The following is a 19,905-nucleotide window of genomic DNA, read 5'->3' as shown; positions in this document are numbered from 1 at the left end:
AATTAACGCGGGGTTAAGTTAACGCTGGCGATTTCTTCTTCAGTCAACGGACGGTATTGACCCGGCTCCAGATCATCATCAAGCCTGATGTCACCAATCCGTTCACGGTGCAGTTCCACAACGTGGTTACCCACGGCGGCAAACATACGTTTAACCTGATGATAGCGCCCTTCACTGATGGTCAATCGCACCTGAGTTGGCGTAATGACTTCCAGCACGGCCGGTTTGGTCAGGTCTTTTTCGTTATGCAACTGTACGCCACGGGCAAACTGTTCGGCGGTATCGTCTGCCACTGGCGACTCCAGCGTCACCAGATAGGTTTTCTCACAATGGTGACGTGGCGACGTGATGCGATGCGACCACTGTCCGTCATCGGTCATCAGCACCAGTCCGGTAGTGTCGATATCCAGACGCCCTGCCGCATGCAGTTTGTAGGCAACCGGTTCATCAAGGAAATAGAGGACCGTCGGGTGATCGGGGTCATCCGTTGAGCAAACATAACCCTGAGGCTTATTCAGCATAAAATAGCGCGGGCCATTTTGCTGAGCCAGGGAATTACCGTCATATTCTACGTCGTGTTCTGGCAGCAGCTTAAAAGCGCTATTTCTGACGATTTCACCGTCTACGGTAACGCGGTTAGCACGGATCTCACGCCCGGCAATAGCGCGGCTGACGCCGAGTTGCTGAGCGATAAATTTATCAAGTCGCATGAGTGTGATTTTTGCCTGTAAAAATACGAGAAGCGGGTTTGCGCCCGACAAGTTGGACTATTATCCGCCCAGTATAGCGGCGTTACACCATCCCTCAAGGGAAATGATTCATGGCATACTATACATTGTTGCTGTTTACCTTAATGAGCCCATGATTTTTACTCTTCGCCCGTACCAAAAAGAAGCCGTGGACGCCACGCTCAACCATTTTCGCCACCACCGCACGCCGGCGGTTATCGTCCTGCCAACTGGCGCAGGCAAAAGCCTGGTGATAGCGGAACTGGCCCGCGTGGCACGTGGTCGCGTGCTGGTACTGGCACACGTCAAAGAACTGGTCGCGCAAAACCACGCCAAATATTGCGCGTTAGGGCTGGAGGCCGATATTTTTGCTGCCGGGCTGAAGCGTAAAGAGAGCCACGGAAAAGTGGTGTTTGGCAGCGTACAGTCGGTGGCGCGTAATCTGGACGCCTTTCAGGGAGAGTTCTCGCTGCTTATCGTCGATGAATGCCATCGCATTGGCGATGATGAAGAGAGTCAGTATCAGCAAATCCTCACTCACCTGACTAAAGTAAATCCCCACTTACGCCTGCTCGGGCTTACCGCCACGCCTTTTCGTTTGGGTAAAGGCTGGATTTATCATTTTCATTATCACGGTATGGTGCGCGGCGATGAAAAAGCGCTGTTTCGCGACTGCATTTATGAATTACCGCTGCGTTACATGATTAAACACGGCTACCTGACGCCGCCAGAACGCCTCGACATGCCGGTAGTACAATATGACTTCAGCCGCCTGCAGGCGCAGAGTAACGGCCTGTTTAGCGAAGCGGACCTGAATCAGGAATTGAAAAAACAGCAGCGAATAACGCCGCATATCATCAGCCAGATTGTCGAGTTTGCCCAGACGCGCAAAGGGGTGATGATTTTCGCCGCCACCGTTGAGCACGCCAAAGAAATTCTGGGCCTGCTGCCCGCTGACGACGCCGCGCTAATCACCGGAGATACGCCAGGCGCTGAGCGCGACGTGCTGATTGAAGAGTTCAAAGCTCAGCGCTTTCGCTATCTGGTGAATGTGTCGGTCCTGACCACCGGCTTCGATGCCCCGCACGTCGACCTTATCGCTATTCTGCGCCCAACAGAGTCAGTTAGCCTTTACCAACAAATTGTCGGTCGTGGGCTGCGCCTTGCTCCGGGTAAAACCGACTGTCTGATCCTCGATTACGCCGGCAACCCACACGATCTGTACGCGCCGGAAGTGGGAGCGCCGAAAGGAAAAAGCGACAACGTTCCGGTACAGGTATTCTGTCCTGCCTGCGGGTTTGCCAACACCTTCTGGGGCAAAACAACGGCTGACGGCACGCTGATTGAACATTTTGGCCGCCGCTGCCAGGGATGGTTTGAAGATGATGACGGCCATCGCGAACAGTGTGATTTTCGTTTCCGTTTTAAAAACTGCCCACAGTGCAATGCGGAAAATGATATCGCCGCCCGCCGTTGTCGGGAGTGCGACACGGTGCTGGTCGACCCGGATGACATGCTGAAAGCCGCGCTCAGACTCAAAGATGCGCTGGTTCTGCGCTGTAGCGGTATGGTGTTACAAAATGGCCTGGATGAAAAAGGCGAATGGCTGAAAATCACCTATTACGATGAGGATGGCGCCGACGTCAGCGAACGCTTTCGCCTGCACACTCCCGCGCAGCGAACGGCCTTCGAACAACTGTTTATTCGCCCGCACACCCGAACGCCTGGCATTCCCTTACGCTGGATAACCGCCGCCGATATCCTCGCCCAGCAGGCGCTGTTACGTCATCCTGATTTCGTGGTGGCGCGTATGAAAGGTCAGTACTGGCAGGTGCGTGAAAAGGTCTTCGATTATGAAGGTCGCTTTCGCCGGGCACATGAATTACGCGGTTAATCGTACTTTTGATTGATGTACCAGCCGTTTGAGTATAGAATCTCGCCCGCTTTTGCATACGCAAAGCAGATCACTTACCTGTTGCTGGGTCGCCTGTAGCAGGAATTATTAAAGAGAGATTTAAATGTTTACTATCAACGCTGAAGTACGTAAAGAGCAGGGTAAGGGTGCGAGCCGCCGCCTGCGTGCCGCTAACAAGTTCCCGGCAATCATCTACGGTGGCGCAGAAGCCCCGATTGCTATCGAACTGGATCACGATGCAGTTATGAACATGCAAGCTAAAGCTGAATTCTACAGCGAAGTTCTGACCATCGTTGTTGACGGTAAAGAAGTTAAAGTTAAAGCTCAGGCTGTACAGCGTCACCCGTTCAAGCCGAAGCTGTCTCACATCGACTTCGTTCGCGCGTAATCGCCTGGAAGTTGAAGAAAAACCCCGCCCCGGCGGGGTTTTTTTATGGGGTTTATCCGTGGGCCGGATAGGGCTTTACGCTGCCATCCGACATTCACGGTTTATTTCCCGCCCGACGTGCGACGCTGGAGCTGATCGCGCAGGTTCGGCGGCGTACCTTTGATGGTCAAGGTGTCCGTCGCCGGATCCCAGAAAATACGCTCGCCAAGTAACATGGCGTCGAAGTTAATGGTTAACCCACCGCCGCTGCCGGCAAATTTGGTTAACTGACGCAACGTGCTGCGATCCGCCGGGAAGCTCTCTTCCAGCTCGTAGCCTTTATCAGCGGTAAATTCGCTGAAGCTAATTTCACTGACGCCGGAAAGCTCTTTGGACAGTGATTCCAGCTCAATCTCTTCACCAGCCTGCAACTGCTCGTTACAGTAGCTGTACACCTGCTGACGCACGTTCTGGCGTTCGGCTTTGTCGAGTTGCGCCTCATTGGTAAAGTCATCGACCGCCTGCAGCAGCCCACGGTTTTGCGCTTTGGCATTAAGACCTTCGCTGGCACCGAGGAAGTCCATAAAGAAATCGGCGACTTTGCGCCCTACCCGCCCTTTCAGAAACGTCAGATAGCGCGTGGACTCCGGGTTGGTTTCCCACTCGGTTAAATCAATACGCGCCACGATATCCGCATGATTGATATCCAGATAGTGCGTTGGGTTGATATCCAGATTTTCATTGACGCGCATACTGCTTAAATTGTTCAGCACGGCGACCAACAGATACTCTACCGCCAGATAGCGGTAATGGCAGAACAGAACAATACCGCCGTCGGCAAAAGGATATTTCGCCAGTTCGTCCCGCAAACGCCCTGTCGCTGCACGACTAAAGGCCAAAAAATCCTCTTCGCCCTGACGCTGTAAACGCAGCGTTTGCGCCAGTTCACTCTCTTCGCTAAACAGGCCATAAGCTTTATTCTTGGCGCTATATACCCGATGCAGCTCAGCCATCATATCGACAACGGTCGCTGTCGGTTCCAGTAATGAATCGCGCAAGACCAGCTCAAGGTTCTGCTCGTCGCGTTTGATAAGCTGGTGCAGGGCAATCTGGTTGATATCCAGACTCATGATAAACTCTCCTTTTAGACCGGGCGGTATTCAACCACCTGCCGGGCAGTGACGCAATAGAAGATAAAAAAGCAGAAAAAAAACTGTCCGTACGGTAATATGTTGCCCTTTCATGAACAGACTGATTTCGATTTATGCCACAAATTTCCCGCTATAGTGACGAACACGTTGAACAACTGCTGAATGAGATGCTCAACGTACTGGAAAAACATAAGGCGCCGACCGACCTTTCCCTGATGGTACTGGGAAATATGGTGACTAACCTTATCAATACAAGCATCGCACCGGCCCAGCGCCAGGCGATTGCCAACTCTTTTGCCCGCGCATTGCAGTCTTCGGTAAACGACGACCAAGCGCATTAAGAGCCTGCTCCGGGGAAACGAACAACAGTTTATGGTAACTCATCGTCAGCGCTACCGTGAGAAAGTCTCCCAGATGGTTAGCTGGGGGCACTGGTTTGCCTTGTTCAACATTCTGTTGGCCATGGTGCTCGGTAGCCGTTACCTGTTTGTCGCCGACTGGCCGACAACCCTTGCAGGTCGTGTATATTCCTACCTGAGCGTTGTCGGGCATTTTAGCTTTCTGGTGTTCGCCACCTATCTGCTGATCCTGTTTCCCCTGACGTTTATCGTCATGTCCCAGAGGCTGATGCGATTCTTATCAGCTATTCTGGCGACGGCAGGCATGACGCTGTTGCTCATCGACAGCGAAGTTTTCACCCGCTTCCACCTGCACCTCAATCCGATTGTCTGGGAACTGGTCATCAACCCTGACCAGAACGAAGCGGCGCGTGACTGGCAGCTGATGTTTATCAGCGTGCCGGTTATCCTGTTAATTGAAATGCTGTTTGCGACCTGGAGCTGGCAAAAGCTGCGCAGCCTGACGCGTCGTCGACATTTTGCTAAACCGTTAGCCGCATTCTTCTTCGTTTCCTTTATCGCCTCGCACGTGGTGTATATCTGGGCAGATGCCAATTTCTATCGCCCGATTACTATGCAGCGCGCGAACCTGCCGCTCTCCTACCCGATGACGGCACGTAAGTTCCTGGAAAAACATGGCCTGCTGGACGCGCAAGAGTATCAGCGTCGCCTGATCGAACAGGGCAATCCGGAAGCGGTTTCCGTGCAATACCCGCTTAGCGAACTGCGCTATCGTGATATGGGCACTGGTCAGAACGTCCTGCTGATCACCGTCGACGGCCTGAACTACTCACGCTTTGAAAAGCAGATGCCTGCGCTGGCTGAATTCGCCGGGCAAAATATCTCCTTTACGCGTCACATGAGTTCCGGCAACACCACGGATAACGGGATCTTCGGCCTGTTCTACGGTGTCTCACCAAGCTACATGGACGGCATTTTGTCGACCCGAACGCCTGCGGCGCTGATTTCTGCACTGAATCAGCAGGGTTATCAGTTAGGGCTGTTCTCCTCGGATGGCTTTACCAGCCCGCTTTATCGCCAGGCGCTGCTGTCAGATTTCTCCATGCCGAGCGTGCAAACACAATCTGATGAACAAACCGCAAGCCAGTGGATTAACTGGCTGGGACGCTACGCGCAGGAAGATAATCGCTGGTTCTCGTGGGTCTCCTTTAACGGCACGAACCTTGATGACAGCAACCAGAAGAACTTTGCCAGACGCTATGCCAACGCCGCTCAGGATGTGGATGCCAACATCAACCGCGTGCTTAGCGCCCTGCGCGACTCCGGCAAACTGAACAACACGGTGGTGATTATTACCGCAGGACGCGGTGTGCCGCTGACGCAGGAAGAGAACAATTTTGCCTGGTCACGCGGTCATCTGCAGGTGCCTCTGGTTATTCACTGGCCGGGAACGCCTGCCCAGCGCATCAATAGCCTGACCGATCATACAGACCTGATGACAACGCTTATGCAGCGCCTGTTGCACGTCAGCACGCCAGCTAACGAGTACTCGCAGGGGCAGGATCTGTTCAATGCAACCCGCCGTCATTACTGGGTTACCGCCGCCGACGGCAGCACGATGGCCGTTACCACGCCAGAAATGACGCTGGTGCTGAATAACAACGGTAATTATCAAACCTATGATTTACGCGGCGAGAAAATAAAAGATCAGAAACCACAGCTAAGCCTGCTGCTACAGGTTCTGACGGACGAGAAACGATTTATCGCTAACTGATTAATTATAAATCAGTTAGCGAAGCATCCTCTTGCATTCGCAGCGGAAAGCAGTAGTATTAGCAGCCATAGCGTCGGCACGTAGCGCAGCCTGGTAGCGCACCGTCATGGGGTGTCGGGGGTCGGAGGTTCAAATCCTCTCGTGCCGACCAAAAATCCCGGAAAAACCAACCCTTGTGGTTGGTTTTTTTATGTCTGCGATTCCGTCTTCCTGAGTATTACCACTACCTTCAGCACAGGTTTTACTACTTACCCATGCACAAATTGGGGTAAAATTTATCCTCTCATCAGCGTGATGAATCTGGACGATTGATGCGCTGAAAACAATAATGATACTAATAAAAACTCAGGAGAATAGTATGCCTGAAGCAACGCCTTTTCGGGTGCTGATTGTTGACGACCACCCACTAATGCGGCGAGGAATTAGTCAATTATTGCAACTGGATCCCGCATTTAACGTAGTCGCGGAAGCGGGTGATGGTGCCAGCGCTATCGATCTGGCAAACCGCCTGGACCTTGATGTGATCCTGTTAGATCTCAATATGAAAGGGATGAGCGGACTGGATACCCTGAATGCGCTGCGCCGGGATGGCGTCACTGCGCAAATTATTATTCTTACCGTTTCGGATGCCGCCAGCGATGTGTACGCCCTAATTGATGCCGGCGCGGATGGTTATTTGCTTAAAGACAGCGATCCTGAAGTCCTGCTGGAGGCCATTCGCAGCGGAGCCAAAGGCGGTAAAGCTTTTAGCACACGCGTCAGTGAATATCTGCGCGAACGCGACCTGTTCGGCGCTCAAGAAGATCCGTTCAGCATTCTCACCGAACGTGAACTGGATGTGTTGCATGAGCTGGCTCAGGGGCTGTCGAATAAACAGATTGCATCGGTGCTGAATATTTCCGAACAGACGGTGAAGGTGCATATTCGCAACCTGCTGCGCAAACTGAACGTGCGCTCTCGCGTTGCTGCCACCATCCTGTTTTTGCAAACGCGCGGCATGCAGTAATCAATGAGATGCCGGATGGCGACGCAGCAGCGTCTTATCCGGCCTACAAAGCCCGCACAGGCCCGAAAGCAACACGCCTTCGGGCAATCTGGACTCTTACTTCTCCTGCGGCGTTAGCTGCTCCATCGCCTGCTTAATACTGCGTTCTATTACCGCCCGACGGGTATCGTTGGCGGGTAATAATTTCAGCATCATCTCCCACGCCGCAACCGCCTCGCCGAAGCGCTGCTGTTCAAAAGCGTTAAACGCGTACATGCTGAGAACCCGCACGTTAGCATGCTCGCCACGCACCAGTTGACGTAACAGCTCCCCTCCCCGACGGTTATCATCAGGATCGGATGAACGGGTCAGCGCTTCCGCGTAGCCCAGCGCCGCATCGCTATTTTTAGGATCCAGTCGATAGGCATTGGCATAGGCTTCAGTGGCTGTACTGGCGTTACCGAGTACCATGCCAATACGCCCAAGCATGATCCAGCCTTCAACATTTGCGGGATCGGCTTGTAAACGCGTGCGCAGTCCCAGCGCCAGACGTGTCATATCCTCTTCATTGAGCGGGTCAGCTTTCGGATCCAACGCGCGTTCCAGCAGGGCCGGAGCCTGAGCGGTGGCCTGCTGCCAGACCTGAACCTGCTTATAGCTGCCGATTTCATAATAGCTCACTGCGCCAACCACCAGCGCTACCACGATACCAGGCACAAACAGCCCAAATCCACCGCGCTTGCCTTCCGGAATAACGTCGTCAGGAAACGCTTCCTGTTTCACCCGGACACGTCGGCGGGTACGGGCGAAAATAATCCAGCCACCCAGACCAATCGCTACCACCGGCATCACCCACAGCAGCACGGTAAGCGGTGTTAAGGGTGGATCGTAAGTGACGAAGTTACCGTAGCGCGCCACCATATAATCAACAATTTCTTTCTGACTTTTCCCTTCCTGCATCAGTTCATACACTTTCTGGCGCAGGTCAGTGGCAATCATCGAGTTAGAATCGGCAATACTGTTGTTCTGGCATTTAGGACAGCGCAATTGTTCGGTAAGCTGACGGAACTGCTGCTCCTGCGCTTCATCCTTAAACTGCATCACGTCGATAGTCGCAAGCGCAGATCCCGAGATAACCAGCATCAGCAGGCCCAGTAAAAATCTCATTGCTTAGCCTCCTTACTGTACTTATCCCACAACGGTTTGATCTCGCTCTCCCACACCCGGGCATTCAGATCACCGGCATGGCGATAGCGAATAATGCCTTTGCCGTCGATCAGAAACGTCTCCGGCGCGCCGTACACGCCCAGATCCAAACCGAGCATACCGTCGCCGTCAAACAGACTTAATGCGTATGGATTGCCCAGCTCTTTCAGCCAGACAATAGCTTTCTGACGATCGTCTTTATAGTTCAGGCCCACTACCCGCACACCTTGCGCAGACAGCTGATTCAGATACTGATGCTCGGCGCGACAGGTCGGGCACCACGTCGCCCAGACGTTCAGCAATACTGGCTTGCCCTGCGTCAGCACATCGGCCTGATAGTGCTGACCCGGATTTTCCAGCGACTCCAGGCGGAATGTCGGAACAGGTTTGCCGATCAGCGCCGATTCCAGATTCGTGGGATCGTCCCCCTGAGCGTTACGCGCTAACTGCCACAGCAATGCCGCTGCAATAATGAGAAAAATAATAAACGGAATTAACAGTGCGTTGCGCTTCATACAGCCTCCGACGCATTTTTTTGCACCGCAGCGCGAGGACGTGTGCGCTGGCGATAGCGTGGATCAAACAGGCAGAACAACCCGCCCAGCGCCATCAGCAATCCTCCGGCCCAAATCCAGCGAATAAACGGTTTGTAGTACAGACGCACAGCCCATGCGCCGTTATCCAGTTCTTCCCCCAGCGCAGCGTACAGATCGCGTGTGAATCCGCCGTCAATTGCTGCTTCGGTCATCATCGAGCTGGTGCTGTTATAGAAGCGTTTTTCCGCATGCAGCGTGGCTTCCGGTTTGCCATCACGGGTAACGCCGATAATGGCAACGCCACCCCGGTAGTTTGGTCCGGTAATGTCTTTCACTTCGCGGAAAGTAAACTGATAGTCATGGATACTGACGCTATCACCTGCTTTCATGCGCACATCGCGTTCTACACTGTAGTTCTGGCTAAAGGCGATACCGACAATGGTAACCGCCAGCCCAACGTGACCCGATACCATGCCCCAGTAGCTGGCCGTCAGTTTTGTCCCGCGGGAAACACGCAGGTACGCTTCGGACATCGCCAGCACGAATATCCAGCACGCCATCGCCAGCCCCACCACCGTCATAGCGGCAATGCGATCTTCAAATAGCCACGGCAGCAGCAGCGACAGAACAAGCGTGGTGACAAACGCGATAATCAGTAACGTTTTCAATTTACGCGGTCGGTCGCGGCCCCAGCGCACTAATGGCCCAATCCCCAGCAGCAGTGCGAACGGCGCCATCAGCCAGGTGAACATAGTATTGAAGAACGGTTCGCCAATCGAAATGCTGCCCAGCCCCAACTGTTTGTGCACCAGTGGCAACAGCGTGCCCAATAGCACGACCAGCATGGCGGCAATCAGCAGGACGTTGTTGCCCAGTAGTAGCGATTCACGCGACCACAGCGCGTTGTTTACCCGTGAGCGAACCTTGTGACCGCGCACCGCAAACAGCAGCAGGGAACCGCCAATGACCAGCACCATAAAGGCCAGAATAAACATTCCGCGCGACGGATCGGAGGCGAAAGCATGCACCGACACCAGCACGCCGGAACGCACCAGGAAAGTACCTAACAGGCACAGCGAGAACGCACAGATTGACAGCAGCAGCGTCCAGGCTTTAAAACTGGCACGCTGTTCAGTTACCGACAACGAGTGCATCAGCGCCGTCCCCACCAGCCATGGCATAAATGAGGCGTTCTCAACCGGATCCCAGAACCACCAGCCGCCCCAGCCCAGCTCGTAATAGGCCCAGGCCGAACCGAGCACAATGCCCAGCGTCAGAAACACCCAAGCCGCCAGCGTCCATGGACGAGAAAAACGGGCGAAGGTACTGTCCAGTCGTCCGCTCATCAGCGCGGCAATCGCAAACGCAAAGGCTACAGAGAAGCCGACATACCCCATGTACAGCAACGGCGGATGGAAAATCAGCCCCGGATCCTGCAATAGCGGGTTCAGATCGCGCCCTTCAATAGGGAAGTCAGGTAACGTGCGGGCAAACGGGTTAGAGGTAAACAGAATAAACAGCAGGAAGCCAACGCTCACCATCCCCATCACCGCCAGTACGCGGGCGACGATATCCAGCGGCATACGCTGACTGAACGCCGCAACGGCGAACGTCCAGCCGCTCATCAGCAGCACCCATAGCAGCAGTGAACCTTCATGCGCGCCCCACGTCGCCGCCACCCGATACCAGACCGGAAGCTGGGTATTGGAGTTACTGGCTACATAGGTGACGGTAAAGTCATTAACCACGAAAGCGTTGACCAGAATCAGGAACGCCCCCATCACGCAGATAAACAGAATCCAGGCAAAGGGCCGCGCGGAGGCCATCATCCGCACATCACCGCGCGCTACGCCCCACAGCGGATAGACCGACAGCAGTAATGCAACGCCAAGCGCAAGGCACAACAGCGCATTGCCAATTTCAGGCATCATGACGTTTTATCCTTATACACGCTTTCCGGACGACGGTGGTTTTCCTGCATCGCCTTTTCGACTTCCGGCGGAGTGTAATTTTCATCATGTTTGGCGAGCACTTCTTTGGCCTGCACATGATTTCCATTGTCCAGCTCGCCCTGAACGACGACGCCCTGCCCTTCGCGGAACAGATCCGGCAGAATGCCTTCATAAGTTACATCCACCACACCTTCGGCGTCGTAGATGCTGAAATTCACCTTCAACGACTGCGGATCGCGCTTCACGCTACCGGGCATGACCATGCCCCCCACGCGCAGGCGCTGACCGACTTCGGGCATCTGCTGCGTCTCGCGCTTACCGTAGAGTATCTCTCCCGGCGTATAAAATAGATCGATATTGGAACGCAGCGCGTAGAGCACCAGCGTAATGGTCAAAGCCAGACCCGCCAGGACCGCGCAGGCAATCCATAGCCGATTTTTACGTCGAATATTCACGCCGCCTCCCGTTGCACTTGCGCCGCACGCATGCGCGCTTCTCTCGCCCGCTGCTGCGCCACACCGCGTAAGATTGCGCGATGCTGTAACGCAGAATGCAGCACCAGCGCCACCAGTGGGATAACGCTCATGGCTACAGCCAGCCAGACATACAAGGCGTAACCGCCCATCGCGAAAAAATCACTCCATGATGCAAATGCAGGGGTCATTGGCGGCCTCTTTTTAAGATCAGTTCGCTCACCCACGGGCGGCGTTTTTCCATCATCAAAATCAGGTTACGCATGCGCATTAGCGCCAGCGTGACAAACAGTAACAGGTAGCCGACGATCGCCAGACGCAGCGGCGCGCGCATTGCCGGATCGATACTCTGCTGCATACGGGTTGACCCCTGATGCAGCGTATTCCACCACTCGACCGAGTAATGAATGATCGGTAAGTTGACCACGCCAATCAGCACCAGAATACCGGCAGCGCGACCTGCCAGACGACGGTCGTCAAAGGCATGCCACAGTGCAATGGCGCCAACGTAGAGAAACAGCAGCACCAGTTCCGAGGTGAGTCGGGCATCCCAAACCCACCAGGTTCCCCACATCGGTTTGCCCCATGCGGACCCCGTAACCAGCGCAATAAAGGTAAACACTGCACCAATCGGCGCCATCGCAGCCAGCGCCAGATTAGCCATTTTCATCTGCCAGACCAGGCCGATAAACGCGGCAACGGCCATCGAGGCGTAAATACCCATCGACCAAATCGCCGCCGGAACGTGCAGATAAATAATGCGATAGCTTTGCCCCTGCTGATAATCCGCCGGCGCGAAGCCAAAGCCCCAGATCCATCCTGTTATCAGTACCACCGCGCTGGCAATTGCCAGCCACGGGATAAACCAGCCACAGATCTGATAGAGCCGAGGAGGCATCGCCAATTGATGAAGTGTTTTCCACATAGTTCAGTCACCAGACTCCATAAATTAATATCCGTTTTGCCGGAGCGCCTTGCCCGGCCTGCACATCTAACTGCACTACTGCACGCTTATCCGTAACGCCGCGGCTGTGGCAAACGGGCTTAACGTAGCGCTGCCTACCAGCAACGCGCCCAGAATCGCCATGTACCCTTCGACCGGTAGGTGCATGGAAGCCGCATCCATCGCGGCGGTCGCAAAAATCAGTAAGGGTATGGTAAGCGGGAGTACCAACACGCTTAACAGCACGCCGCCGCGCTTTAAGCCCACCGTCAACCCCACACCCGGCGCGCCGAGAAAGCCCAGCGTCGGTGTTCCGAGTAACAAGGTCAGCGCCATAATTTTCCAGCCGTACATATCCATGCCCAGCAGCAGCGCCACCAGCGGCGAGAGGATTAACAGCGGCAGGCCGGTCACGACCCAGTGCGCCATCACTTTCGCCAGCACCACGGCCGGTAGCGGCAGCGGCAGCAGCATCAGTTGCTCAAGGCTGCCGTCCTGTAGATCATCACGAAACAGGCGTTCCAGCGCCAGCAACGACGCCAGCAGCGCCGCAACCCAGATGATGCCCGGCGCAATACGTGCCAGTAGCTGCGGCTCCGGCCCAATGCTCAGTGGGAACAGTGTGATAACAATCAGGAAGAACCATAAAGGATTAGCGATTTCCGCACTATGACGAAACGCAACCCGCAGTTCTAAACGGAAAATTCGCCACATCATTGCGTTGCCCTCTCGCTGGTCAGCGCAATACGTCGCACTTTATTAGTCTCGACATTGAGCGGTTGATGAGTGGTGAGAATAACAATACCGCCCTGCTCCGTATGCTGCGCCATACGCTGAGTCAGTCGCTCAACGCCGTTCACATCAATGGCGGTAAAAGGTTCATCGAGGATCCACAGCCGGGCGCGGGTCAGCCACAAACGAGCCAGCGCCACGCGCCGCTGTTGCCCGGCGGAAAGTTGGTTCACCGGGATATCTTCATATCCGGCAAGTCCCGCCTGCGCCAGCGCTGCCAGGCACTGTGCGATGTCGCCATCATGGTGGAAGAAACGCAGGTTCTCCAACGCCGAAAGCCGGGTTTTTATCCCCGGCTGATGTCCGATCCACAGCAATTGCTGATGGTAGCTGTCCCGTACGTGATGCAGCGGTTGCTCTTGCCAGCAAACCTCCCCTGCATCGGGACGCGCCAGCCCGGTAAGCAACCGCAGCAGAGTGGTTTTTCCTGCGCCGTTGCTGCCGGTAATTTGTACCCATTCCCCTGCGTTAACGCGAAATGACAAATCGCTGAACAGTATTCTGTCATCCCGCTCGCAAAGTAATTCTCTGGCTTCAAGCATACCTGGTTATCTACATCCTGTTAAAAGCCCGGTTTGACTTCGCGCATATCAGGCAGTTTGTGCGCTATCCCTTTATGACAGTCAATACAGGTTTGCCCGTCTTTCACGGCCTGGTCGTGCATTTTGGCCGCAACGCCTTTCTGGGCGGTTAAATCCATAAACTCGAAGTTGTGACAATTGCGACACTCTTGCGAATTATTATCTTTCATACGCCGCCACTCATTTTGCGCCATCGTCAGACGATGGTCTTCAAATTTTTGCGGTGTATCTATTAACCCCAGTGCTTTCGCGTACAGCTCTTTACTGGCCTTGATCTTACGGATCATTTTCGGAGCCCACTCATGTGGGACGTGGCAATCAGGGCAAGTTGCTCGCACACCACTGCGGTTGTTGTAGTGTACGGTTTCCATGTATTCCTGGTATACCGTATTGCGCATTTCGTGACAGCTAATGCAGAACTCTTCTGTATTGGCCTTTTCCATACCGGTATTAAAGCCGCCCCAGAAAATAATGCCGCCCACAAAGCCGATTAACAACAGCGTGCCGAGCGCCAGACGGCTGGGGCGACGCCACCATTGCCAGACGCGCTTAATCCAGCCTGGTTTACGGTTAGAATTTTCCATAATGACCTCTTATTTCCCGTAACCTTTCGAGGGGGTGAAGGTATTTTCAACAATCGGCGCGGCGTCAGCCTGCGGAACGTGACATTGCAGGCAGAAATAACGACGCGGCGCGACTTCAGCCAATACCTTGCCGTCGCTATCCATAAAGTGCGTCGGACTAATGCGCGGCGCACCGGTGGTGCGATAGCTTTCCACACCGTGGCATTGCAGGCAGCGGTTAGTGTTCGTCGTCACCTGATACCCTTCAACGCTGTGCGGAACCATCGGCGGCTGATTCACATAGTTCAGCGGCATACGCACTTGCTCTTTCGGCATGCGAATCGCCCCTTCCTGTGTCCCTGAGACTTCCGGTGACTGGCTCAGATCCACTCCGTTTGCAGCCCAAACGGCCCCACTGACTACCAGGGCCAGCGCAGCCGTCCATTGACTCAGCGCTTTAATCAGGTCATGGCTTTTCATGATTTCGCTCCCGAACTCCATCGTGTTGTTATTGTAAAAACATCCTCAGAACAGACATCCACGCAGCGACCGCAGGCCATGCAATCGCGGCTGGTTACCTGCACCGGACTTTGCTCATCCAGCACCGGCGCACGTAGCACATGCGGTTCCGGGCAAACATGAAAACAATCCATACAGCGGTTACATCTGTTACGTTCTTTTGCCGAAACGGTTAATGCACCCTTACTCCCCACCACGCTATACAGCGCACCCAGTGGGCAAAGATGCCCGCACCAGCCATGCTCAACGACCAGTAGATCAAATAAAAACAGCGCGAGGATCAGCAGCGCTCCGCTGCCAAATCCCATTACCAGGCTACGTCCGAGCAGCGAGACTGGATTTATCCACTCCCACAGCAGCGTACCGGTCAGCGCAGAACCGACCAGGATAACCACCAGCAGGACGTACCGTATATGGCGCGGCAGGGTTGCGGACTGATTCAGGTCAAACCTTCTGCGCAACCAGCTGGCTAAATCGGTGACCGGGTTCATGGGACAAACCCAACTGCAAAACAGTCGCTTACCGGCCAGGGCATACAGCACCGTGATGATGGCCGCCCCCGTGATTGCCACCGTCGCCGGCAGGTGTCCGCTGGCCAGGCTTTGCAGGGTAATCAGCGGATCGGTGAACGGAATGGCGTCCAACAACAAACTACTGCTGTAGTTACCATGCAGGATCCACACGCCAAGCCACGGGCCGCTCAGGAACATCGCCAGTATCAGAAACTGACTCAGACGACGCAGTAGCAGCCAGCGATGGCTCTTCCACCATCCTTTTTTTGCCTGCGCCTCACGCCCGGCATCACGTTTACGATTTGCCATTGTTCCCCTCCAGCCAACCGAAGCGGTAATGGTGTCCTAACTCCCCTTTCGCCAGCGACAGCGGCAGCACTTTTATTGCTGGCTGTTCCAGTACGCAGACTTTTTCGCATTTCCCACAGCCGGTACAGGCATCGCTGTGTACGGTTGGAATAAACCGCGCATGCTTGCCGGTACGCATGTTGCGGTCCAGCTCCAGGGTGATCGCCTCATCAATTTTCGGACACTCGCGATAGCAAACATCGCAGCGCAACCCTTGATAGTTGAGGCAGTTTTCGTGATCCAGCAGTACCGCCAGTCCCATACGCGAGTCGTCAATGGATTCAATTTCCCTGTCCAACGCGCCGCTGGGGCAGACTTTGGCGCACGGAATGTCCTCACACATTTCGCAGGGAATATCGCGGGCGACAAAATACGGCGTACCGGCTGCCAGCCCGGAGGCCAGCGTCGCCAGTTTCAGCGTGTCATATGGACATGCCTGAACGCACTGACCGCAGCGCACGCAGGCGCTGGCGAATGCTTCCTCGCTCAGTGCGCCTGGCGGACGCAACCGCACGCCGCTTGCACGAGCGGTTTGTTGTTGCAACCCCAGCGCCACGCCAACGACGGCCAGCCCGCCCGCTGCACGAACCATGTCGCGCAGAAAGCGGCGGCGGCCATTTTGGGGTTTTGCTGACCGGGACATAACGCGTTACACCTTCGCCAGTTTCACGGCGCACTTCTTGAAATCCGTCTCTTTGGAGAGCGGATCCGTCGCATCCAGCGTCAGGTTGTTCACCAGCTGTGCGGCGTCGAAGAACGGCATGTACACCAGCCCCTGTGGCGGACGGTTACGCCCGCGCGTTTCAACAATCGAGATAACTTCGCCACGACGGGAAACCACTTTGACTTTATCGCCACGGCGCAGATCGCGTGCTTTTGCATCCAGCGGATGGATAAACAGCACGGCTTCCGGGAAAGCACGGTGCAGTTCAGGCACGCGACGCGTCATGCTGCCGGTATGCCAGTGCTCCAGCACACGTCCGGTAGACAGCCACAGGTCGTACTCTTTATCCGGGGCTTCTGCGGCAGGCTCAAATGGCAGCGCGAAGATAACTGCTTTGCCGTCCGGCTTACCGTAGAACTTGTAGCTTTCACCCGCTTTCACATAAGGATCGTTACCTTCGCTGTAACGCCACTGGGTCTCTTTGCCCTCAACAACCGGCCAGCGTAAACCGCGCGCTTTGTGATAATCGTCAAACGGTGCGAGATCGTGTCCGTGGCCACGACCGAACCAGGCGTACTCTTCGAACAACCCTTTCTGCAGATAGAAGCCCAGCTCGCGGGATTCATCGTTAAGTTGATCTTCAGCCAGTTCAGCCACCGGGAATTTCGTCACTGCAGGCGTAGCAAACAGCACGTCATACAACGTTTTGCCGCGCAGCTCTGGTTTCTGCGCCAGCAGTTCTTCCGGCCACACTTCTTCGGTTTTGAAGCGACGGGAAAACTGCACCAGTTGCCACAGATCCGATTTCGATTCGCCCGGCGCTTTAATCTGCTGACGCCAGAACTGTGTACGACGTTCCGCATTCCCGTAGGCGCCTTCTTTCTCTACCCACATCGCGGTCGGCAAGATCAGGTCAGCTGACAGGGCGCTGACCGTCGGGTACGGATCGGAGACAATGATGAAGTTGCGCGGATCGCGCCAGCCCGGCATACGCTCTTCGTTGATGTTTGGACCGGCCTGCATATTGTTGGTACACATCGCCCAGTAGACATTGAGCTTGCCATCTTTCAGCGCACGGTCCTGTGCTACGGCGTGCAGACCAATTTTTGCCGGAATGGTCCCTGACGGAATATTCCAGTGCTTCTCGCAGATATCGCGGTGTTTTTCGTTCGTTACCACCATATCCGCAGGCAGACGGTGGGAGAACGTCCCGACTTCACGCGCGGTACCGCATGCGGAAGGCTGACCGGTCAAAGAGAACGGGCCGCAGCCTGGCTGGGAAATTTTGCCGGTCAACAGGTGCAGGTTATAGACCAGGTTGTTGGCCCACACGCCGCGTGTGTGCTGGTTGAAGCCCATCGTCCAGTAGGAGATGACTTTTTTCTTCGGATCGGCATACAGCTGCGCCAGCTGTTCCAGTTGATCTTTTGGTACGCCGGTCATTTCGGCGGTTTTATCCAGCGTGTACTCAGCAACGAAGGCTTTGTAATCCTCAAAGCTCATCGGTTCAGAGGCATCAGATCCCGGGTTCTTCGCCGCTTTTTCCAGCGGATGGGTTGGACGCAGACCGTAGCCGATGTCCGTCACGCCTTTACGCAGGTTAACGTGCTTGCTAAAGAAATCCTGGTTTATCGCATTGTTTTGAATGATGTAGTTAGCGATGTAGTTGAGGATCACCAGATCGGTTTGCGGCGTGAACACCATACCGTTATCCGCCAGCTCAAAGCTGCGGTGCTGGAAGGTGGAGAGAACCGCGACGTTCACGTTAGGATCGGACAGACGACGGTTGGTGATGCGCGACCACAGGATCGGGTGCATCTCCGCCATATTCGCGCCCCACAGGACAAAAGCGTCTGCATGCTCGATATCGTCGTAACAGCCCATCGGCTCATCCATACCAAAGGTACGCATAAAGCCGACTACCGCTGAGGCCATGCAGTGACGCGCGTTCGGATCGATGTTATTGGAACGGAAACCCGCTTTAAACAATTTGGCAGCGGCATAACCTTCCCAAATCGTCCACTGGCCAGAGCCGAACATACCGATAGACTCTGGGCCTTTCTCTTTCATCGACGTTTTGAATTTCTCTTCCATCACGTCAAAGGCCTGGTCCCAGCTAATCGGGGTAAACTCGCCTTCTTTGTGATACTTACCGTCCTTCATGCGCAGCATCGGCTGCGTTAAACGGTCTTTTCCGTACATGATTTTCGGCAGGAAGTAACCTTTGATGCAGTTAAGCCCACGGTTAACCGGCGCATCCGGATCGCCCTGGCATGCCACAACACGCCCTTGCTGCGTCCCGACCAATACGCCACAGCCCGTCCCGCAAAAACGGCACGGGGCTTTGTCCCATTTGATGGCTTCTTGCTGACCGACTACCGCGCGGGCTACGCCCGGCACGCTTAACCCGGCAGCCGCCGCAGCGGCCGCAACGGCGTTAGCTTTCATAAAGCTACGACGACTGAGTTTCATGGTGTTTCCTCACCTTGCTCATCCTGCTGGTGATAAACCAGCGACACCGCCAGTACGCCCGCAACGTTGCGTACTGACTCAATAGTTTTCATTAACGTTTCGCTGTGCTCAGCTTCCACCACCACGATCAACTGACCGCTTTCGACATCGCTGAGTGCAACTTCGCAACCCGGAAACAAACGCAACTGGGTGGCGATATCATTGATATGCTGACTTTTGGCCTGAACGACCAGGCTGCAGACCTGCCAGTTATTGTCCATGGTTGTACTCCGCGTTAATGGCTGATACCGGGCAGATAGCGACACATGCGCCACATCCGTTACAGGCCTGATTGTCGAGCTGCGGCTGATAAATGCCGGACAGCGTGGGGCGAAAGGTTATGGCCATGGGTTCACAGCTATCCTGACAGCGATGACATTCAACGGACTGATGTGCGAGACAGTTTTCCCCAATCGTAAAATTCAGATCCCATGCCCTGGTGTGGCGCGGAAGAAAAAGTGATTCGGGACAGGCTTCTGCGCAGGCATAGCAAAAGCTGCACTCGCCGTGTTTGAAATTTACGCTCGGGTAACCACCCTGGCCTCGCTGCAGGATGTCGGTTTCACACGCCTGGACGCAGGCGTCACAACGGAGGCAATGGGCGAGAAAGTTAGAGTCTTCCTTGCTCCACGGCGGACGGATCCCCGCGCTGGCGTTTCGCCAGCTACCTGTCAACATGCCTCGACGGGATAAATCAACCATGACATTGTCCTTCCATAATGACGCCCTCCCTCGGCGGGTTGAACGACATAAAAAACTGCACTATTTATGAGTAGTTATTTTTAGCCGTAAGATATTTCAGGATGTGTTAGAGGTGCATACCCCAATCGGGGTAAATGCTGTTGCCGGATCAAAGGAGTGTTGAGTTGGCGGAAAAAAATGCGCTTTTGCTCACATTTCAATGAGTTATATAACGGTTTATATAACGGTTAACTCAAAAAGATAAAGATCTCAATATTAGGATAATTCCTGGAATATATCGCTACTTTGATAGTAAACCAATACCCAATACACTTTAAATATAAG

22 protein-coding genes and 1 tRNA gene are annotated in these 19,905 nt (G+C 54.6%); 6 read left to right on the top strand and 17 right to left on the bottom strand.

Annotated elements, in window-relative coordinates:
• Positions 1-2: 2 nt before the first annotated feature.
• Positions 3-710 (bottom strand): 16S rRNA pseudouridine(516) synthase RsuA, encoded by a 708-nt coding sequence (gene rsuA, locus WHR59_RS07790; protein ID WP_087051311.1) that lies wholly within the window; start codon positions 708-710, stop codon positions 3-5.
• 151 nt (positions 711-861) lie between these two features.
• On the opposite strand from rsuA, the gene WHR59_RS07785 reads away from it, so the two are divergent.
• Both WHR59_RS07785 and rplY read left to right on the top strand, forming a co-directional pair.
• Entirely contained in the window at positions 862-2,622 is a 1,761-nt protein-coding gene (locus tag WHR59_RS07785) for a DEAD/DEAH box helicase (RefSeq protein WP_087051440.1), read from the top strand.
• Positions 2,623-2,746: 124 nt separating this feature from the next.
• The gene (rplY, locus tag WHR59_RS07780) at positions 2,747-3,031 is read left to right on the top strand and encodes a 50S ribosomal protein L25 (RefSeq protein ID WP_003027502.1); all 285 of its coding nucleotides are present in this window, start codon (positions 2,747-2,749) and stop codon (positions 3,029-3,031) included.
• Between the two features lie 101 nt (positions 3,032-3,132).
• On the opposite strand, the gene yejK is transcribed toward rplY, so the two are convergent.
• A complete protein-coding gene (yejK, locus tag WHR59_RS07775) occupies positions 3,133-4,140 on the bottom strand; it encodes a nucleoid-associated protein YejK (RefSeq protein ID WP_043016995.1) in 1,008 nt (335 codons plus the stop codon).
• A 134-nt stretch (positions 4,141-4,274) separates the two neighbouring features.
• Here yejK and WHR59_RS07770 point away from each other — a divergent pair, with 134 nt between their 5' ends.
• The 4 genes from WHR59_RS07770 to narP all read left to right on the top strand — a co-directional run bounded on the left by WHR59_RS07770 (position 4,275) and on the right by narP (position 7,300).
• Positions 4,275-4,502 carry a YejL family protein gene (locus WHR59_RS07770; RefSeq protein WP_003027506.1) on the top strand — a complete coding sequence of 76 codons (228 nt, stop codon included), beginning with the start codon at positions 4,275-4,277 and terminating at the stop codon, positions 4,500-4,502.
• Between the two features lie 31 nt (positions 4,503-4,533).
• The gene (gene yejM / locus WHR59_RS07765) at positions 4,534-6,294 is read left to right on the top strand and encodes an LPS biosynthesis-modulating metalloenzyme YejM (RefSeq protein WP_043016996.1); all 1,761 of its coding nucleotides are present in this window, start codon (positions 4,534-4,536) and stop codon (positions 6,292-6,294) included.
• A gap of 74 nt (positions 6,295-6,368) precedes the next feature.
• Positions 6,369-6,445: transfer RNA gene (locus tag WHR59_RS07760), tRNA-Pro, on the top strand.
• Between the two features lie 207 nt (positions 6,446-6,652).
• Positions 6,653-7,300, top strand: coding sequence for a nitrate/nitrite response regulator protein NarP (gene narP, locus WHR59_RS07755; RefSeq protein ID WP_016153764.1), 648 nt, complete (start codon positions 6,653-6,655; stop codon positions 7,298-7,300).
• Between the two features lie 96 nt (positions 7,301-7,396).
• On the opposite strand, the gene WHR59_RS07750 is transcribed toward narP, so the two are convergent.
• The 15 genes from WHR59_RS07750 to napF all read right to left on the bottom strand — a co-directional run bounded on the left by WHR59_RS07750 (position 7,397) and on the right by napF (position 19,581).
• Positions 7,397-8,446 (bottom strand): cytochrome c-type biogenesis protein CcmH, encoded by a 1,050-nt coding sequence (locus WHR59_RS07750; RefSeq protein ID WP_043016997.1) that lies wholly within the window; start codon positions 8,444-8,446, stop codon positions 7,397-7,399.
• Positions 8,443-9,000 carry a thiol:disulfide interchange protein DsbE gene (gene dsbE / locus WHR59_RS07745; protein ID WP_080626298.1) on the bottom strand — a complete coding sequence of 186 codons (558 nt, stop codon included), beginning with the start codon at positions 8,998-9,000 and terminating at the stop codon, positions 8,443-8,445. The genes WHR59_RS07750 and dsbE overlap by 4 nt, the downstream gene beginning before the upstream one ends.
• Complete coding sequence (locus WHR59_RS07740) at positions 8,997-10,952, bottom strand: heme lyase CcmF/NrfE family subunit (RefSeq protein WP_047409894.1); 1,956 nt, start codon at positions 10,950-10,952, stop codon at positions 8,997-8,999. Before WHR59_RS07740 ends, dsbE begins: the two co-directional genes overlap by 4 nt.
• Positions 10,949-11,428 carry a cytochrome c maturation protein CcmE gene (ccmE, locus tag WHR59_RS07735; RefSeq protein ID WP_080626297.1) on the bottom strand — a complete coding sequence of 160 codons (480 nt, stop codon included), beginning with the start codon at positions 11,426-11,428 and terminating at the stop codon, positions 10,949-10,951. Before ccmE ends, WHR59_RS07740 begins: the two co-directional genes overlap by 4 nt.
• The gene (ccmD, locus tag WHR59_RS07730; RefSeq protein WP_016157004.1) at positions 11,425-11,637 is read right to left on the bottom strand and encodes a heme exporter protein CcmD; all 213 of its coding nucleotides are present in this window, start codon (positions 11,635-11,637) and stop codon (positions 11,425-11,427) included. The genes ccmE and ccmD overlap by 4 nt, the downstream gene beginning before the upstream one ends.
• Entirely contained in the window at positions 11,634-12,371 is a 738-nt protein-coding gene (locus WHR59_RS07725) for a heme ABC transporter permease (RefSeq protein ID WP_043017001.1), read from the bottom strand. Before WHR59_RS07725 ends, ccmD begins: the two co-directional genes overlap by 4 nt.
• Positions 12,372-12,446: 75 nt before the next feature.
• Positions 12,447-13,106, bottom strand: a complete 660-nt coding sequence (gene ccmB / locus WHR59_RS07720; RefSeq protein WP_003027542.1) for a heme exporter protein CcmB — start codon at positions 13,104-13,106, stop codon at positions 12,447-12,449.
• A complete protein-coding gene (gene ccmA, locus WHR59_RS07715) occupies positions 13,103-13,723 on the bottom strand; it encodes a cytochrome c biogenesis heme-transporting ATPase CcmA (protein WP_087051309.1) in 621 nt (206 codons plus the stop codon). Before ccmA ends, ccmB begins: the two co-directional genes overlap by 4 nt.
• A gap of 20 nt (positions 13,724-13,743) precedes the next feature.
• The gene (gene napC / locus WHR59_RS07710) at positions 13,744-14,346 is read right to left on the bottom strand and encodes a cytochrome c-type protein NapC (RefSeq protein WP_006683729.1); all 603 of its coding nucleotides are present in this window, start codon (positions 14,344-14,346) and stop codon (positions 13,744-13,746) included.
• A gap of 9 nt (positions 14,347-14,355) precedes the next feature.
• On the bottom strand, positions 14,356-14,805 hold the full coding sequence (napB, locus tag WHR59_RS07705; RefSeq protein WP_016153772.1) for a nitrate reductase cytochrome c-type subunit: 450 nt from the start codon (positions 14,803-14,805) through the stop codon (positions 14,356-14,358).
• Positions 14,802-15,665: a quinol dehydrogenase ferredoxin subunit NapH gene (gene napH, locus WHR59_RS07700; RefSeq protein WP_043017003.1), complete on the bottom strand. Its 864-nt coding sequence runs from the start codon at positions 15,663-15,665 to the stop codon at positions 14,802-14,804. Before napH ends, napB begins: the two co-directional genes overlap by 4 nt.
• A complete protein-coding gene (napG, locus tag WHR59_RS07695; RefSeq protein ID WP_043017004.1) occupies positions 15,652-16,347 on the bottom strand; it encodes a ferredoxin-type protein NapG in 696 nt (231 codons plus the stop codon). Before napG ends, napH begins: the two co-directional genes overlap by 14 nt.
• 6 nt (positions 16,348-16,353) lie before the next feature.
• Positions 16,354-18,840 carry a nitrate reductase catalytic subunit NapA gene (napA, locus tag WHR59_RS07690; RefSeq protein ID WP_043017005.1) on the bottom strand — a complete coding sequence of 829 codons (2,487 nt, stop codon included), beginning with the start codon at positions 18,838-18,840 and terminating at the stop codon, positions 16,354-16,356.
• The gene (gene napD / locus WHR59_RS07685; protein WP_080626296.1) at positions 18,837-19,100 is read right to left on the bottom strand and encodes a chaperone NapD; all 264 of its coding nucleotides are present in this window, start codon (positions 19,098-19,100) and stop codon (positions 18,837-18,839) included. The genes napA and napD overlap by 4 nt, the downstream gene beginning before the upstream one ends.
• Positions 19,090-19,581, bottom strand: coding sequence for a ferredoxin-type protein NapF (napF, locus tag WHR59_RS07680; RefSeq protein WP_087051308.1), 492 nt, complete (start codon positions 19,579-19,581; stop codon positions 19,090-19,092). Before napF ends, napD begins: the two co-directional genes overlap by 11 nt.
• Positions 19,582-19,905: the final 324 nt, after the last annotated feature.

Origin of the sequence: Citrobacter europaeus (assembly GCF_037482245.1) — a bacterium.
GTDB classification, from domain to species: Bacteria; Pseudomonadota; Gammaproteobacteria; order Enterobacterales; family Enterobacteriaceae; genus Citrobacter; species Citrobacter europaeus.
This window is presented reverse-complemented; position numbering and strand designations above follow the sequence as displayed.

Excerpts from the sequence above, each read along its gene's own strand:
- ccmD (WP_016157004.1), bottom strand. The coding sequence starts at position 11,637 with ATGACCCCTGCATTTGCATCATGGAGTGATTTTTTCGCGATGGGCGGT.
- dsbE (WP_080626298.1), bottom strand. The coding sequence starts at position 9,000 with ATGAAGCGCAACGCACTGTTAATTCCGTTTATTATTTTTCTCATTATT.
- WHR59_RS07785 (WP_087051440.1), top strand. The coding sequence starts at position 862 with ATGATTTTTACTCTTCGCCCGTACCAAAAAGAAGCCGTGGACGCCACG.
- WHR59_RS07770 (WP_003027506.1), top strand. The coding sequence starts at position 4,275 with ATGCCACAAATTTCCCGCTATAGTGACGAACACGTTGAACAACTGCTG.
- narP (WP_016153764.1), top strand. The coding sequence starts at position 6,653 with ATGCCTGAAGCAACGCCTTTTCGGGTGCTGATTGTTGACGACCACCCA.
- napG (WP_043017004.1), bottom strand. The coding sequence starts at position 16,347 with ATGTCCCGGTCAGCAAAACCCCAAAATGGCCGCCGCCGCTTTCTGCGC.
- ccmA (WP_087051309.1), bottom strand. The coding sequence starts at position 13,723 with ATGCTTGAAGCCAGAGAATTACTTTGCGAGCGGGATGACAGAATACTG.
- WHR59_RS07750 (WP_043016997.1), bottom strand. The coding sequence starts at position 8,446 with ATGAGATTTTTACTGGGCCTGCTGATGCTGGTTATCTCGGGATCTGCG.
- napH (WP_043017003.1), bottom strand. The coding sequence starts at position 15,665 with ATGGCAAATCGTAAACGTGATGCCGGGCGTGAGGCGCAGGCAAAAAAA.
- napC (WP_006683729.1), bottom strand. The coding sequence starts at position 14,346 with ATGGAAAATTCTAACCGTAAACCAGGCTGGATTAAGCGCGTCTGGCAA.
- ccmB (WP_003027542.1), bottom strand. The coding sequence starts at position 13,106 with ATGATGTGGCGAATTTTCCGTTTAGAACTGCGGGTTGCGTTTCGTCAT.
- yejM (WP_043016996.1), top strand. The coding sequence starts at position 4,534 with ATGGTAACTCATCGTCAGCGCTACCGTGAGAAAGTCTCCCAGATGGTT.
- napD (WP_080626296.1), bottom strand. The coding sequence starts at position 19,100 with ATGGACAATAACTGGCAGGTCTGCAGCCTGGTCGTTCAGGCCAAAAGT.
- rsuA (WP_087051311.1), bottom strand. The coding sequence starts at position 710 with ATGCGACTTGATAAATTTATCGCTCAGCAACTCGGCGTCAGCCGCGCT.
- WHR59_RS07740 (WP_047409894.1), bottom strand. The coding sequence starts at position 10,952 with ATGATGCCTGAAATTGGCAATGCGCTGTTGTGCCTTGCGCTTGGCGTT.
- rplY (WP_003027502.1), top strand. The coding sequence starts at position 2,747 with ATGTTTACTATCAACGCTGAAGTACGTAAAGAGCAGGGTAAGGGTGCG.
- napA (WP_043017005.1), bottom strand. The coding sequence starts at position 18,840 with ATGAAACTCAGTCGTCGTAGCTTTATGAAAGCTAACGCCGTTGCGGCC.
- napF (WP_087051308.1), bottom strand. The coding sequence starts at position 19,581 with ATGGTTGATTTATCCCGTCGAGGCATGTTGACAGGTAGCTGGCGAAAC.
- napB (WP_016153772.1), bottom strand. The coding sequence starts at position 14,805 with ATGAAAAGCCATGACCTGATTAAAGCGCTGAGTCAATGGACGGCTGCG.
- WHR59_RS07725 (WP_043017001.1), bottom strand. The coding sequence starts at position 12,371 with ATGTGGAAAACACTTCATCAATTGGCGATGCCTCCTCGGCTCTATCAG.
- yejK (WP_043016995.1), bottom strand. The coding sequence starts at position 4,140 with ATGAGTCTGGATATCAACCAGATTGCCCTGCACCAGCTTATCAAACGC.